The sequence below is a fragment of the Micromonospora sp. LZ34 genome (assembly GCF_052981855.1).
The window spans coordinates 137,290-150,862 of record NZ_JBRIQN010000013.1; the positions used below are offsets into that span (position 1 = coordinate 137,290).

The following is a 13,573-nucleotide window of genomic DNA, read 5'->3' on the forward strand; positions in this document are numbered from 1 at the left end:
TGCCTCCTGTCGGGGGGTTGCATTGTTCGCAGCACAAGATTACGGTCAGGCCCGGTATTACTGAAAGCCCGGGAGGGTGCGTGTCGTCGTTTCCCAGCATGGCCGACGCCAGCGGCCGGACGATCGGCGCGGAGGAGTTGGCCGCGGTCAGCCGGGTGCTCCAGTCGGGCATGCTCAGCTCGGTCTGGGGCACTGAGGTCCGCGCCCTGGAGCGCGAGATGGCCGACCGCCATGGAGTGTCGCACGCCGTGGCCGCCAGTTCCGGAACCGCGGCCCTGCACCTGGCCGTCGCGGCCGTCGCGCCGGATCCTGGCGACGAGATCATCACCTCTCCGATCAGCGACTTCGGCACGGTCGCGCCCATTCTCGCGCAGAACGCGGTGCCGGTCTTCGCCGACGTCGATCCGTACACCGGCAACCTGGATCCCGCGGCGGTCGCCGCCGCGATCGGGCCGCGCACCCGGGCGATCCTCGCGGTGCACCTGTTCGGCGCCGCCGCCGACCTGCGCGCGGTCGCCGACTCCGCCGGCGTGCCGCTGATCGAGGACTGCGCGCAGGCCTGGCTCACCCGCTACCCGGACGGCACCCTGGCCGGCACGGCCGGCGCGATCGGCTGCTTCAGCCTCCAGCAGTGGAAGCACATCACCTGCGGCGACGGTGGCCTGGCCGTCACCGACGACCCGGCGCTGGCCCGCCGGATGCGGCTCTTCGCCGACAAGGGCTGGCCGCGCGACGAGGCCCGTCGGCACGTCGGCCTCGGCCTGAACTACCGGATGACCGAGCTGGCCGGCGCCGTCGCCCGGGCCCAACTGGCGAAGCTGCCCGGGGTGCTCGCCGACCGGCGGCGCACCGCCCGGCGGCTGGTCGCCGCCCTGGCCGACCTGCCCGGCGTGCACCTGCCGGCGGACGTGGACGCGCACGCCTGGTGGCTGTTCCCGATCGTGCTGGACCCGCCGCTGACCAACCACGAGGTGGCCGGGAAACTCGCCGCCGCCGGGATACCGGCCCGCGCCGGCTACCTCGAGCAGCCCCTGCACTGCGCCCCGGCACTGACCGAGTCGCCCGTCTACGGCACCTCCCGCTTCCCCCTGACCGTGCCGCCGGCGGACCGGCTGCCGACCTACGGCCCCGGCGCGTTCCCCGTCGCCGAGCGGCTCATCGCGCAGACCCTGCTGGTGATCGACTGGAACGAGCGGTACACCGACGCGCACGTCGACGAGATCGCCCGGGCCGTCCGCGCGGCGGTGACCGCGTGATCGCGCCGGCCGCCGCCGCGCTGCGTGACCGGCTGCGCTGGCAGCTGGTCGCCGCTACCGCCACCCCGGTGGACGCGGCCGGCGTCGTCGACGCGGGTGTGCTCGACCGGTACCTGCGCGGGCTGGTGTCCGACGGCGCGGACGCCCTCGCCGTGTGCGCCCACACCGGCCGCGGCCCCTACCTCGACGCGGCAACCCGCGACCTGGTCGTCCGCTGCGCCGTCGACACCGGGGTGCCGGTGATCGTCGGGGTGGGCGGCCGGCCGGGGGAGCACACCGACGACGTGGCCGCGCAGGCCGCCCGGGCAGCCGCCCTCGGCGCGTCCGGCCTGCTGGTCTTCCCGGTCGACGGCGACGCCGTCGACCACCACGACGCGGTCTGGCGCGCCGCCGGGCTGCCGATGCTCGCCTTCGACCTCTACAGCCGGCCCTACTCCGCGCCGCGACTGGCGGCCCTGCTGGAGCACCCCGGCGTCGCCGGGGTCAAGGTGGCCCGGCTGCACGACGCCCTCGCCTGCCAGGCGGCCCTGGCCGCCGCGCACCGGGCGGACCGGCTCGCGGTCACCGGCGAGGACCGGATGTTCGGGCCGTCGCTGATGTGGGGGGCCGAGGCGGCCCTGGTCGGCCTGGCCGCCGCCGCCGTCCCGGTCACCGCCCGGGTGCTGCGGGCCTACGCCGACAAGCGGTACGACGAGTTCCTCACCACCTCCGCCGACCTCGACCGGCTCGCCGAGGTGACGTTCACCGAACCGATGGAAGGCTACGTGCAACGCATGCTCTGGATCGCCGCGGAGGAGGGGCGGATCCCGGCGGACCACGCGGGCGACCCGCACGCCCCGGCGCTGCCCGACGGCGACCGGGACCGGGTGCTGCGAGTGGCGGGGCGCCGGTGACCGGCAACCCGTTCGCCGCCGGCGACCTGCCGCCGGTCACCCTCGACATCGACGTGCTCGTCGGTCGGTACGCCGACCGACCGGGGCCCACCGGCGAGCCGGCGGCGGTCGCCGCGACACTGGCCGCCAACGGCGTCGAGCGGGCGGCCGTGGCCAGCCTCCGGGCGGCCCTGTTCGACGTCCGCAGCGGCAACGACGAGGTGTCCGCCCTCGCCGGCCCCGGCGTGCTGCCCGTGGGCGGGCTGGACCTGCGCGACCCGCTCGGTGCCGAGCGGGAGGTCGTCCGGCTCGCCGAGCGCGGCTTCCGGGCCGTCCGGCTCTTCCCCGACGAGCAGCACGTCGAGCCGGACTTCCCGTCGGTGCGGCACGTCGCCCGGCGGGCGGCCGAGGCCGGCCTGGTCATCCTGACCGGCGGGGACGTCCGCCGGTTCTGGCGGCCGCTGCGCGGCGCGACCGTGGTCTTCCTCGACACGCACTTCTACCACCTGGGCGACTTCGTGGTGGCGGCCCGCGACGAGCCGGGCTTCCACACCTCCACCCGGCTGCTCAACTCGCCGGACGCGCTGGAGACCATCGCCGCCCACGTCGGCGCGGAGCGCCTGCTGTACGGCTCCCGCACCCCGTTCTACGAGCCCGTCGTGCCGCGGTTGCGACTGGCCCGGGCCGGGCTCGGCCCGTCCGCGGTGGCGGCGGTGACGGGCGGGAACGCCCACCGGATCCTGGGACTGACCCGATGATCATCGACGTGCACGCCCACTGGGGACCGTGGTTCTTCAGCATGGAGGTCGGTGCGGTCGCCACCAACCTCGCGGTGATGGACCGGTACGGCATCGACCTGGCCGTCGTCTCCGCCACCGAGGCGGTGATCTACGACGTGGCCGCCGGCAACCGGGCGATGGCCCGGGTGTTGGAGAGCAGCGACCGGCTGCTCGGCTACCTGACGGTCAACCCGCGCCGGCTCGACGACGCCGAACGGGACCTGCGGGAGCTGTTGCCGACCGGCCGGTTCGTCGGCGTGAAGATTCACACCGACTACACCGGCTCGCCGGCGAACTCTCCGCAGACCCGGGCGGCGCTGGAACTGGCCGCCGCGCACGACCTGCCCGCCCTCGTGCACACCTGGGACGCGACGCCGCTCGACCTGGCCCAGGCGGTCGCGGACATCCCCGGTGCGCGCGCCATCGCCGGGCACATGGGCGCGAACGGCTGGCGGCACGCCATCGAGGCGGCCAACGGGGTGGACCGGCTCTGGCTGGAGCCCTGCTTCTCGCACACCGAGGCGGGGCGCTTCGCCGCCGTGGCGGCGGCGGTCAACCCCGAGCGACTGCTCTTCGGCACCGACGCCACGCTGATCGACCCGGCCGCCGCGTACGGCGCGGTGCTCGCCGCCGACCTCGACGCGGAACTGGCCGAGCGGGTCGCCTGGCGCAACGCCGCCGAGCTGTTCCGGCTCGACGTCTCCTGACGCCGCGCCAGCCCGGCGGCGCCGCGCACGACGGGCCGCCGGGGCCGCGCTGACGGGCCGCCGGGGTCGCCTTTCGTCGGGAGACGGCCCGGACGCGGTACGTACCGCCGTTGCCCGCCCTACGGTCCGCTCAGGGCAGCGGTTGTGGCGGAGGAGGGCCCACGTACTTCGAGTCCGGCCGGATGATCTTCGAGTCCGCGGCCTGTTCCAGCACGTTGGCGCACCACCCGATGACCCGGCTGGTGGCGAAGGTCGGTGTGAACATCGCCCGGGGCAGCCCGCACAGGTGCATGACGACACCCGCGTAGTACTCCACGTTGGTGTGCAGCTCCCGGCCGGGCTTCAGCTCCGCCAGCAACGACAGGACCCGCTCCTCCACGGCCACCGCGAGGTCCACCAGCGGCCCGCCGAGGCTCTGGGCGATCCCCTTGAGCATGCGGGACCGCGGGTCCTCCGTCCGGTAGATCGGGTGCCCGAACCCCATGATCCGCTCGCCGTTCAGAATCCGGGAGCGCAACCACGCGTCTGCCCGGTCGATGGAGCCGATGGCGTCGAGGGTGTCGAGGGCCCGGCTCGGAGCTCCGCCGTGCAGCGGGCCGGACAGCGCCCCCAGGGCGCCACCGACGCAGGCGTAGATGTCGGCGCCGGTGGAGGCGATGACGCGGGCGGTGAACGTCGACGCGTTGAACCCGTGGTCGACGGTCGCGATCAGATAGCGCTCGACGGCGCGGGCGTGCAGTTCGGACGGCTCCTCGCCGGTGATCATGTACAGGTAGTTCGCCGCGTGCGACAGGTCGTCGCGCGACTCGATCGGCGCCAGGCCCGCGCGCAGCCGGAACAGGGCCGCCAGCAGGCTGGGGGTGAGGGCGCAGAGCGCCATCGCCTGGGACCGCCGTTCGGCGGACGAGGTGTCGTAGAGCGGGCGGGCTCCGGCGGCGAGGCCGGCGACGGCCAGCGCGGCGCGCAGCCCGCTCATCGGGTCCTGCGCCGTCGCGGCGGCGGCGATGCCGGGCAGGGCGGCGGCGACCGCGGGCGGGATGTGGCGCAGCGGTGCGATCTCGTCGTGCAGCGCCTTGGGCTCGGCAGGGAGGGAACCGTCGATGAGCAGCGCCCACACGTCCTCCAGCGTCCGGTGCTCGGCAAGGTCGATCGCCGAGAACTGGCGGTAGTGGTAGAAGCCTTCGTGGCCGCGGACGTGGCCGATGGTGGTGTCGGTGACCACGACGCCGGCGAGCCCGCGTGGAACGGTGATGGTGTCAGCCATGCCGGCAGCCTCGTGCCGGCGAACCGAGCCAGTCAACATTGATCCAGTCAATGTGAGAGCATGGCCACATGCCCGCGGAGCACCTGCTGACCACCGTCGAGGTGGCGAACCGCCTGCGCATCAAGCCGGAGACCGTCTACGCGTACGTCAGCCGAGGGTTGCTTGACCGGGTCAAGGTTCCCGGCGATCGGGTCAGCCGGTTCCGGTTGGCCGACGTGGAGCGGCTGGCCGCCCGTACGCAGGCGACCCGGCCGGAACGCGACGCCGCCCCGGCGATGCGCACCGCTACCACCCTGATCGCGTACGGGCGGCTGCACTACCGGGGACTGGATGCCGCGACCCTCGCGCCGGTCGCCCCGTTCGAGGAGGTCGCGCACTGGCTGTGGACGGGCGAGCGGCGGCACGCCGCCTTCACCGCGTCCGCGGAGACCCTGGAGCGGGCGAGGCGGGCCAGCGACCACCTGCCCGCTCAGGCCCGGCTCTTCGACCGGCTGCCGGTGATCGTCGCCGTCGCCGCCGCGATGGACCCGCTGCGCTTCGACCTGGCGCCGGCCACCGTTACCGCGCTCGCGCCCGCGCTGCTGTCCACCATGGTCGACGCCCTGCCCCCGGTGGGCGGGACGCCACCAGACGACGGCCTGGCGACCCGCCTGTGGTCCCGGTTGACCGCCGCCCCGGCGTCCGCGGCCGGCGTCCGCGCGCTCAACGCCGCACTCGTCCTGCTCGCCGACCACGACCTGGCCGCCTCGACCATCGCGGTCCGGGTCGCGGCGTCGACCCGAGCGAACCCGTACGCGGCGGTGCTCGCGGGTCTCGGCGCGCTGGACGGGCCGATGCACGGCGCGATCGGCAGCAGCGTCCACCGGTTCATCCAGGCCGCGCTGCGGGACGGGGCGTCGGCCGCGATCGCCGAGTGGCTGCGGACCGGCGGGCTGCCCGGCTTCGGGCACCCGCTCTATCCCGAGGGCGACCCGCGCGGGGCGGCCCTGCTCGATCTCGTCACGGAGTTGCCGGTCGAGGGCGACCTGCGGCGAACCGTCGACGGCCTGATCGCCACGGCGGCGCGGCGGGACGCCCTGCCCAACGTCGACTTCGCCGTAGCCGCGTTGGCGCACGCGACCGGCATGGGCCCGGGCGCGGCCGAGGTGATCTTCGCGGTCGCCCGGACAGCGGGCTGGATCGCGCACGTCATCGAGGAGTACGCCCAGCCGAGCAACCGGTTCCGGTGGAGCAGCGGCTACACCGGGCCGACCCCCGCGCCAGCCTGAATCGGCGGGGCGGCTACTCCTTCGGCAGCGGGAAGCGGGCCAGGTCCATGCCGAGCATCCCCCAGGTAGCCCTGCCGTCCGGGGTGAAGTTGAACGCCGGGTTGTTGTACCAGCCACGCGGCACGTTGTCGTACAGCGTGGTCACCTCACCGCCCGGAACGGTCGGCAGCTCGCAGATGTCGTTGGTCCAGTGCACCCAGGAGAACACCCGGCCGTCGACCCCGTTGAACTGGCCGTAGCCGCCGAGGTCACCCTCCATCACGATGGTGCCGGTGATCAGGTCGTAGGCGAACCAGGCCCCGCGCGGACGCCGGCCCATCGCGTAGAGCAGGTTGCCGACCACGTGCAAGCTCTCGTACGACTGCCAGTCCGGCTTGATCTCCTCGCGCCAGAGCAGCTTGCGGGTGACGATGTCGACGGCGGCCACCTGCGCGGTCCGGCGGATCGGGCCGGTGGTGCCCTCGCCGTAGGTGTCGCCCGCGATGTACGCCGTGGTGCCCTGCACCACCACGTCCATCACGCTCTGCTCGGGCAGGAACTCCCGGTGCGCGTCGACGCTGTTGCTGGCCAGGTCGATGAAGGTCAGCGCGCCGGTGTGCTTGGTGGTCTGCGGGCTGGACGCCACGATCAGCTGGTTGCGGGGCCGGTCGACGTGGATCCGCTTGGTGCGCAGCTGCTCGTTGCCGAGCAGCCCCAGCACGCTGACGGCGAAGCTGTCCGGGTCGATCGCCACGATCTGCGTGCTCGGGTAGAGGCCCGCGTACACCGTGCCGGCCTTCCCCTCGGCCATCGCCTTGACCTCGCCGTTGACGTCGAACCGGTGGCTGGTGCCGGCCTCCGGGCGGTGCACCGTCATCGCGTAGTGGCCGCCCACCCAGATCGTGTTCCGGGTGTGCCGCAGCATCGACTGGATGGTCTCCGGGTAGCCGAAGCCCCGGGTGGCGGTCTGCCACACGCTGGCCGGGCCGTTCGGCGTCGCCCGCCAGACGTGCCCGAGGCCGCTCACGCCGAGCAGGACACCGCCCGGCAGCGGGGCGAGGAGCTGGTTCTCCACGTCGGCGAGCGGCTTGCCGACCTTGACCAGGCCGTCCGCCGTCACCTCGTAGAGGTTGGTGGTGAGCCGGGTCAGCGCGTACACCTTGCCGTCGCTGCCGACCGTGACCTGGTCGATGTAGCGGTCCTCGGCGGGGATGTCCCGGGAGACCCGGTCGGAGCCGTCGCGGCGGAACGAGATCAGCTGCCGGCCGCTGGCGACGTAGATGACCCCGTCGGCGACCGTCAGGTCGAGGATGCCGACCGGGGAGGCGCTCAGGTGCGCGGTCAGGTTGGTCGGGGTGCCGCCGGCCTTCGGCCAGACCAGCAGGGTGCCGGGCGCGGCCGAGCCGCCGTAGACGTACTCGTCGTCGACCGCGACGGCCGCTGCGTACTGCGAGCTGGAGATGCGACCGTACGTCTCGACCGTCGCGTCGGCCAGCCGGACCCGCTTCACCGTGCAGTCGGGGTACGTGCCGAGGTAGAGGTGCTCGCCGTGCACGACCATGTCGTAGTACCAGGTGGTGCTGCCCCCGGCCCGCGCCCAGGCCACCAGCTCTCTGGTCTGCGGGTCGAACCGGTAGACGTGGGCGCTGCCGGCCGGGCCGATGTAGACGTAGCGGCCGTCGGCGGCGAGCTTCTGCCCACCGTTGCTCGGGATGGCGAGGTCGTCGATGCCGCGCATCTCGCCGGTGTGGACGTCGAACTCGCCCAGCCGCATCTTCCCCTCCGGTGTGTTGAACCGGGAGGTGATGAAGACGCTGTCGCCGATGACGGCGGCGCCGCGGACGGCGGCGGTCAACGACGCCGGACCGAAACTGGTCGGGGTGAGCGGCTCGTCGTCCTGCGCGAACGCCGGCGCCACCAGCGGACCCTGGCCCACCGCAAGGGCCGCGCCGGTGAGGCAGCTACCCGCGAGGAGCGATCGACGGCTGAGGGGCATCGTGGTCTCCGTTCGTCCGCGTCATTACGGCCCGGACCTTAATCATGGCGGCAGTAGGCCGTCAAGGGTCGGCCCGCCCGTGGACCGCAGCTCCGCCCGGCGCGCCGCCCTTGTCCGGCCGGACAGCCCTCGACAAGCCGACGTCCGGCCGGCCCATCCGGATAGGCCGGCACTTGCCAGGACCGCCGTTGCCGTCTTACGGTCCAGCCCGATACGAAAGCGGTTGGAGGGGTCATGCGACACCCTGCCCCGGTGGACCCGGGCGCGACATGATCGTCACGGTCACGCTGAACCCCGCGCTCGACATCACGCACACCGTCGCGTCGTTGGTGCCGCACCGCAGCCACCGGGTCACCGACGTGGGTGTCCAGGCCGGCGGCAAGGGGATCAACGTCTCCCGCGTCCTGCACACGCTGGGGCTTCCCACCGTCGCCGTGGCGTTCCGCGGCGGCCTCGCCGGCGCGGCCATCGCCGCCGACCTCGACCGGCACGGCATCGCCCACCGGTTGGTCGGCACCGCGGGGGAGAGCCGGCGGACGTTCACCGTCGTCGACGTCGCCAGCGGGGACGCCACCGTCTTCAACGAGGCCGGCCCGGCCGTGGCGGGCGACGAGTGGGACGCGCTCCGCGGGCAGGTGCGGCGACTGCTCGCCGACGCGTCGGTGCTCGTCCTCTCCGGCTGCCTGCCGCCGGGCCTGCCCCAGAGGGCGTACGCCGAACTGGCGGACGCGGCCGCGCGAGCCGGCGTGCCGGTGATCCTGGATGCGGCCGGACCGCCGCTGCTGGCCGGGATCGCCGCGGGCCCGGACGTGGTCAAACCGAACGCCACCGAACTCGCCGACGCCACCGGCCTGCCCGACCCGCTCGCCGCCGCCGAAGCGCTCCGCGCGGCCGGGGCGCGGGCCGTGGTGGCCTCCCTCGGGCCGGAGGGCCTGCTCGCCGTCACTCCCGAGGGCACCTTCCGCGCCGGACCGCCGGTACCGCTGGTCGGCAACCCGACCGGAGCCGGCGACTCGGTCGTCGCCGCGATCGGGGCCGGCATCCACACCGGAACGCCGTGGCCGCACCGGCTGGCGGACGCCGTGGCGCTGTCCGCGGCCACGGTACGGGCGCCCCGCGCCGGCCAGTTCGACGCCGACACCTACCACCGGCTCGCCCCCCGACCGGCCGTGTCGCGCACGCCGATTGCCGACACCACCTGACGACCGGAGTCCAGCCATGCCCCTGTCATCCACCGCCGACCTCGTCGCGCGGGCCGCGCGGAGCGGCCACGCGGCCGTCGCCTTCAACGTCGTCACGCTCGAACACGCCGAGGCGATCGTGGGCGGGGCGGAACGGGCCGGCGCCCCGGCCATCCTCCAGATCAGCGAGAACGCCGTGAAGTACCACGGCGGGCAGGTGCTTCCGCTGGCCCGGGCGGCGGCGGAGGTGGCCCGGGCCGCCCGCGTCGAGGTCGCGCTGCACCTGGACCACGTACGGGACGAGGGGCTGCTGCGCCAGGCGGCCGACGCCGGATTCAGCTCGGTGATGTACGACGCGGCGGGGCTGCCCTACGCGGCCAACGTGGCAGCGACCCGGCGGGCCGCCGACTGGGCCCACGAGCGGGGACTGTGGCTGGAGGCGGAGCTGGGCTGGATCGGCGGCAAGGCCGGCGAGGCGCCGTTGGACGCCCACGCGCCGGGCGCCCGCACCGACCCGGACCAGGCGGCGGCGTACGTGGCGGCGACGCGGGTGGACGCGCTGGCCGTGGCGGTCGGCAGCCGGCACGCCATGACCACCCGGACGGCCACCCTCGACCACGCGCTGATCGGCAAGCTGCGCGACGCCGTCGGCGTGCCGCTGGTGCTGCACGGCTCGTCGGGGCTGCCCGACGAGGAACTCGTCCGAGCGGTGGCCGGTGGAATCGTCAAGATCAATATCGGCACCGCGCTGAACGTCGCGTTCACCTCGGCGGTCCGGGCCCGCCTCGCCGACGACGGCGGCGTCACCGACCCCCGCGGGTACCTCTCCCTCGGTCGGGCCGCGATGACGGAGACCGTCGAGCACTTCCTCCGGCTGCTCGCCAGCCCCGCCCGCGCCGCCGCTCCGGCGCGTCCGGGGGAGGGGCTCGGCTAGTCGAGCGTGTTGGCGATCCCGACCGCCTCGACCTTGCTGAGCTCGCCTTCGAGCCGGTAGGTCACCCCGGCCTCCTGCCAGATCAGGGTCGAGGCGGCGAGCCGCGCGGTCTCCACCCGGACCTGGCCGGTGCGGTCCACGTACGACACGGCGTGTGGGCCGCCGACCCAGATGGCGAAGTCACCGTCGACCTCGACAAACTCCGTGCCCGGCCCGCTGGCCTGCTTGTGGAAGACCGGATCGAGCCCGCCGTCGAAGGCGTCGATGCGCAGCGCGCCCCCGCGGTACAGCAGGGTGGCCACCCGGTAGCTGCCCGTGCCGTCGGGGTCGGCGAGCAGCACCTGCTCGGGTGGGCCGAGCGCCGCCGGTAGCCGGATCGGGAAGCGCACCTGCCGTTGGGCCTCGTGCAGGGCGGCGGGCCGCTGTGTCGGTATCGGCGACGGAGTGCCGGTGGGCAGTGCCGGTTCCTGCGACGTGTCGACGATGATCCCGGCGAAGCGCAGCAGCCCCGACACGGCGTCGGCGAGGGCGGCCCGCCCGGGAGGCAGCAACGCGACGAGCAGGGCGACGAGCGCCGCGGCCAGGTAGTAACGCCACCGGCGGCGGCCGGGCGCGGGTGTGCCGAGCCGCGCGCGTACCCGCGCGGTGACGTCGGGCGGTTCGGGCGTCTCCAGCCAGGCGGACAGGTCGCGCAGCTCCCTTTCGAGGTCATCCACCGCGAACCACCTCACCGTCGAGCAGGACGCGGAGCTTCGCCAGCGCCCGGGACGTCCGCGACTTCACCGTGCCCCGGGGCCACCCCAGCGTCGTCACGGTCTCCTCCTCGCTGAGGTCGAGGAAGAATCGGCAGACGATCACCTCCCGGTCCTTCACCGGCAGCCGGCGCAGCGCCTGCAGCAGCACGGCGCGGCGTTCCGCGGCGAGGACGCTGCCCACCGCGACGTCCTCGGCGACCTCCGACTCCCGGTTCGCCGCGGCCCGCAGCACGAGTCCGTCCCGCCGGCCGCGCGAGCGGTGCAGGTTGCGGGTCTCGTTGGCGACGATGGCCAGCAGCCACGAGCGGAAGGACGACTCGCCCCGATAGCGGGACAGCTTGCGGTATCCCTTCACGAACGCCTCCTGGATGACGTCCTCGGCATCCGAGCCCGCGCCGAGCAGCACCGCCGTCCGGTAGGCGGACGCGGTGTGCCGGGCGACCAGGAGTTCGTACGCCTCCAGGTCACCGGCCCGGGCTCGGGTGACGGACTCTTCGTCGTCCAGGGGAACCTCCGGTGGGGACTGAACTCATGACACCGCCGACGCCGCGCCGGTTCCATCCGCCCGGGCGGAACCCCGGCGGACGTGGCGGTGTCACCGGGACATGATGCCCAACACGACGATCTCGCGGCGCACCCTGCTGACCGCGCTCGCCGGCACCGGCGCCGCCGCGCTGGTCGGCTGCGACCCGGTCGGCGGCGCGACCGCGCCACCCGCCGTCACCCTTCCCGACGCGCTGCTCGTCGAGCTCGACGGCGGCCTCGGCGTGCTGCGCGGCGGCGAGCGGCAGACGATCCCGGACGCCGTCGCCACCGCGGACGGGCTGGTGATCTACGCGGCCGCCGCGCAGGGTGCCGACACCGCCTTCTGGCGGATCGACACCGGCACCGGCCGTACCTCCCCCCGGGTCACGCTGCCCGGACGCTGGGTACCGCAGGCCGTCTCCGCCCACGGTACGGCGGTGGCCTTCACCGCCGAGAAGGTGAGTGTCACCGCGGGGCGCCCGGCCGGGCGGGACGTGACGCCGGTGCTGATCGCCGATCTCACCGGCGTGCGGCACCGGCTGGAGCTGCGTGGCAACTTCGTGCCCGAGGCGTTCACCGGGGATCACACCGGACTGTTCGTCCTCGAGTGGCTGCCGGCGGCGGCGCCGGACCGCTACCGGGTCCGCGTCGTCGACCTGGCCACCAGGGCGCCCGGCCCGCTCTCCACCCGCGCCAAGGCGCCGGTCCCGCCCGGCGCCGAGGAGGAGATGCGCGGCGACGGACGCCAGGCCGTGCTCGCCCCGGACCGCCGCACGCTCTACACGCTCTACACCCACCAGCCCGGCCACCGGCACAGCCGCGACCTGGCCAGCGGGCGGCCCGGCAACGCGCACGCGTTCGTGCACACGCTGAACCTCGTCGAGCGGTGGGCGTACTGCGTCGACCTGCCGCACCCGTTCGGGGAGGCGCCGGCCAACGGTCACGCCATGGCGATCACCCCCGACGGGCGCCGGCTCTTCGTCACCGACGTCGCCTCGGGTGGCGTCGCGGAGATCTCCACCGAGGACCTGACGGTACGCGGGACCGCCACGCTGACCACGGGCACCGGCACGGCGCACGCCGCCGCCGACGGCGACCGGCTCTTCGTCGGCGCCGGCACGACGGTGCGTACGGTGGATCTCGCGCGCCTCGGCCCCGGCACCGCCTGGCCGGTCCGCGAACCCGTCACCGGTCTTGTGCTGAGCCCCGACGGCACCCGCCTGCACGTCGGCCAACGCGACGCGGTGAGCTGGCACGATCCCGCCACCGGCGTGGAGCGGGGTCGGGTCGCCGTGCCGGGGCTGGTGGCGCTGCGCAGCCGGGCCGGAGGCGCCTGACGCCGCCCTGACCGCGGCTCAGCGGGCGCGGGCGAGGTAGACGACGTCCGGGTCGCCGCGCGGCACCTCGACGCGGTAGGTCTGCACCGGCCCGACGTGCTCCGCCAGCCGCTCGGCGTACGCCGCGGAGGCGGCGGCGCTCCAGACCGCCAGCACCCCGCCGGGGAGCAGCCGGGACCGCAGCAGGGCGGTTCCGTGCGCACCGTAGAGGGCGGCGTTGCCGTCGAACACCGTCCAGTCCGGACCGTTGTCGACGTCCAGGCAGATCGCGTCGAAGCGCTGGTCGGTCGCGCGCAGGAAGGACACGATGTCGGCGGTCACCACGTTCACCCGGGGGTCGTCCAGCGCGTGTGCGCTGAAGCGGGACAGGTGCGTCCGGTGCCACGCCACCAGCGCCGGCTCGATCTCCACCACGGTGATCTCCGCGAGCCGCTCGGAGCGGGCCGCCTCGGCCAGCGAGAAGCCCACCCCGAGCCCGCCGATCAGCATTCGCGCGTTCCCGGGTACGACGCCCAGCGCCGTCTGAACCAGCAGCCGTTCGGACCGCCCGGCCCGGGTGTCCATCAGGAAGACGCCGTTGCTGATCACCTCGTAGTGCCCGCCGCTGGCCCGCAGGACGAGTTCGCCCCGTTCGGTGACCCGTCGTTCGACGGTGACGGCTCGCGATTCCACCGCACCAACCTAGTCGCCCGTTGCCGGCCCGGTCCGCCGCATTTCCGG

At 74.4% G+C, this 13,573-nt stretch carries 13 protein-coding genes; 8 read left to right on the top strand and 5 right to left on the bottom strand.

Features of this window, described 5'->3' with window-relative positions:
• The first annotated feature begins 80 nt into the window (after nucleotides 1-80).
• Genes ACVCAH_RS16795 through ACVCAH_RS16810 form a run of 4 tightly spaced genes read left to right on the top strand, consistent with a single transcriptional unit; the run spans nucleotide 81 to nucleotide 3,614 of the window.
• Nucleotides 81-1,256 (top strand): DegT/DnrJ/EryC1/StrS family aminotransferase, encoded by a 1,176-nt coding sequence (locus tag ACVCAH_RS16795; protein ID WP_447137066.1) that lies wholly within the window; start codon nucleotides 81-83, stop codon nucleotides 1,254-1,256.
• Nucleotides 1,253-2,149 (top strand): dihydrodipicolinate synthase family protein, encoded by an 897-nt coding sequence (locus ACVCAH_RS16800; protein WP_447137067.1) that lies wholly within the window; start codon nucleotides 1,253-1,255, stop codon nucleotides 2,147-2,149. The genes ACVCAH_RS16795 and ACVCAH_RS16800 overlap by 4 nt, the downstream gene beginning before the upstream one ends.
• Nucleotides 2,146-2,886, top strand: coding sequence for an amidohydrolase family protein (locus tag ACVCAH_RS16805; protein ID WP_447137068.1), 741 nt, complete (start codon nucleotides 2,146-2,148; stop codon nucleotides 2,884-2,886). Before ACVCAH_RS16800 ends, ACVCAH_RS16805 begins: the two co-directional genes overlap by 4 nt.
• On the top strand, nucleotides 2,883-3,614 hold the full coding sequence (locus tag ACVCAH_RS16810) for an amidohydrolase family protein (RefSeq protein WP_447137069.1): 732 nt from the start codon (nucleotides 2,883-2,885) through the stop codon (nucleotides 3,612-3,614). Before ACVCAH_RS16805 ends, ACVCAH_RS16810 begins: the two co-directional genes overlap by 4 nt.
• A gap of 130 nt (nucleotides 3,615-3,744) precedes the next feature.
• On the opposite strand, the gene ACVCAH_RS16815 is transcribed toward ACVCAH_RS16810, so the two are convergent.
• The gene (locus ACVCAH_RS16815) at nucleotides 3,745-4,878 is read right to left on the bottom strand and encodes a citrate synthase (protein WP_447137070.1); all 1,134 of its coding nucleotides are present in this window, start codon (nucleotides 4,876-4,878) and stop codon (nucleotides 3,745-3,747) included.
• A gap of 68 nt (nucleotides 4,879-4,946) precedes the next feature.
• Here ACVCAH_RS16815 and ACVCAH_RS16820 point away from each other — a divergent pair, with 68 nt between their 5' ends.
• On the top strand, nucleotides 4,947-6,146 hold the full coding sequence (locus ACVCAH_RS16820) for a citrate synthase (protein ID WP_447137071.1): 1,200 nt from the start codon (nucleotides 4,947-4,949) through the stop codon (nucleotides 6,144-6,146).
• Nucleotides 6,147-6,159: 13 nt separating this feature from the next.
• Here ACVCAH_RS16820 and ACVCAH_RS16825 read toward each other — a convergent pair whose 3' ends face one another.
• Nucleotides 6,160-8,043 carry a YncE family protein gene (locus tag ACVCAH_RS16825; protein ID WP_447137072.1) on the bottom strand — a complete coding sequence of 628 codons (1,884 nt, stop codon included), beginning with the start codon at nucleotides 8,041-8,043 and terminating at the stop codon, nucleotides 6,160-6,162.
• A gap of 347 nt (nucleotides 8,044-8,390) precedes the next feature.
• On the opposite strand from ACVCAH_RS16825, the gene ACVCAH_RS16830 reads away from it, so the two are divergent.
• A complete protein-coding gene (locus ACVCAH_RS16830) occupies nucleotides 8,391-9,323 on the top strand; it encodes a 1-phosphofructokinase family hexose kinase (protein WP_447137073.1) in 933 nt (310 codons plus the stop codon).
• A 16-nt stretch (nucleotides 9,324-9,339) separates the two neighbouring features.
• Nucleotides 9,340-10,236 (top strand): class II fructose-bisphosphate aldolase, encoded by an 897-nt coding sequence (locus tag ACVCAH_RS16835; protein ID WP_447137074.1) that lies wholly within the window; start codon nucleotides 9,340-9,342, stop codon nucleotides 10,234-10,236.
• Here the strand turns inward: ACVCAH_RS16835 and ACVCAH_RS16840 are convergent.
• Nucleotides 10,233-10,952, bottom strand: a complete 720-nt coding sequence (locus ACVCAH_RS16840) for a hypothetical protein (RefSeq protein ID WP_447137075.1) — start codon at nucleotides 10,950-10,952, stop codon at nucleotides 10,233-10,235. The two genes, ACVCAH_RS16835 and ACVCAH_RS16840, sit on opposite strands and share 4 nt — an antisense overlap.
• Nucleotides 10,945-11,397 carry an RNA polymerase sigma factor gene (locus ACVCAH_RS16845; RefSeq protein WP_447137076.1) on the bottom strand — a complete coding sequence of 151 codons (453 nt, stop codon included), beginning with the start codon at nucleotides 11,395-11,397 and terminating at the stop codon, nucleotides 10,945-10,947. Before ACVCAH_RS16845 ends, ACVCAH_RS16840 begins: the two co-directional genes overlap by 8 nt.
• Nucleotides 11,398-11,596: 199 nt before the next feature.
• Here ACVCAH_RS16845 and ACVCAH_RS16850 point away from each other — a divergent pair, with 199 nt between their 5' ends.
• Nucleotides 11,597-12,853 (top strand): YncE family protein, encoded by a 1,257-nt coding sequence (locus tag ACVCAH_RS16850; RefSeq protein WP_447137077.1) that lies wholly within the window; start codon nucleotides 11,597-11,599, stop codon nucleotides 12,851-12,853.
• Nucleotides 12,854-12,871: 18 nt separating this feature from the next.
• Here ACVCAH_RS16850 and ACVCAH_RS16855 read toward each other — a convergent pair whose 3' ends face one another.
• Entirely contained in the window at nucleotides 12,872-13,525 is a 654-nt protein-coding gene (locus ACVCAH_RS16855) for a spermine/spermidine synthase domain-containing protein (protein ID WP_447137078.1), read from the bottom strand.
• Nucleotides 13,526-13,573: the final 48 nt, after the last annotated feature.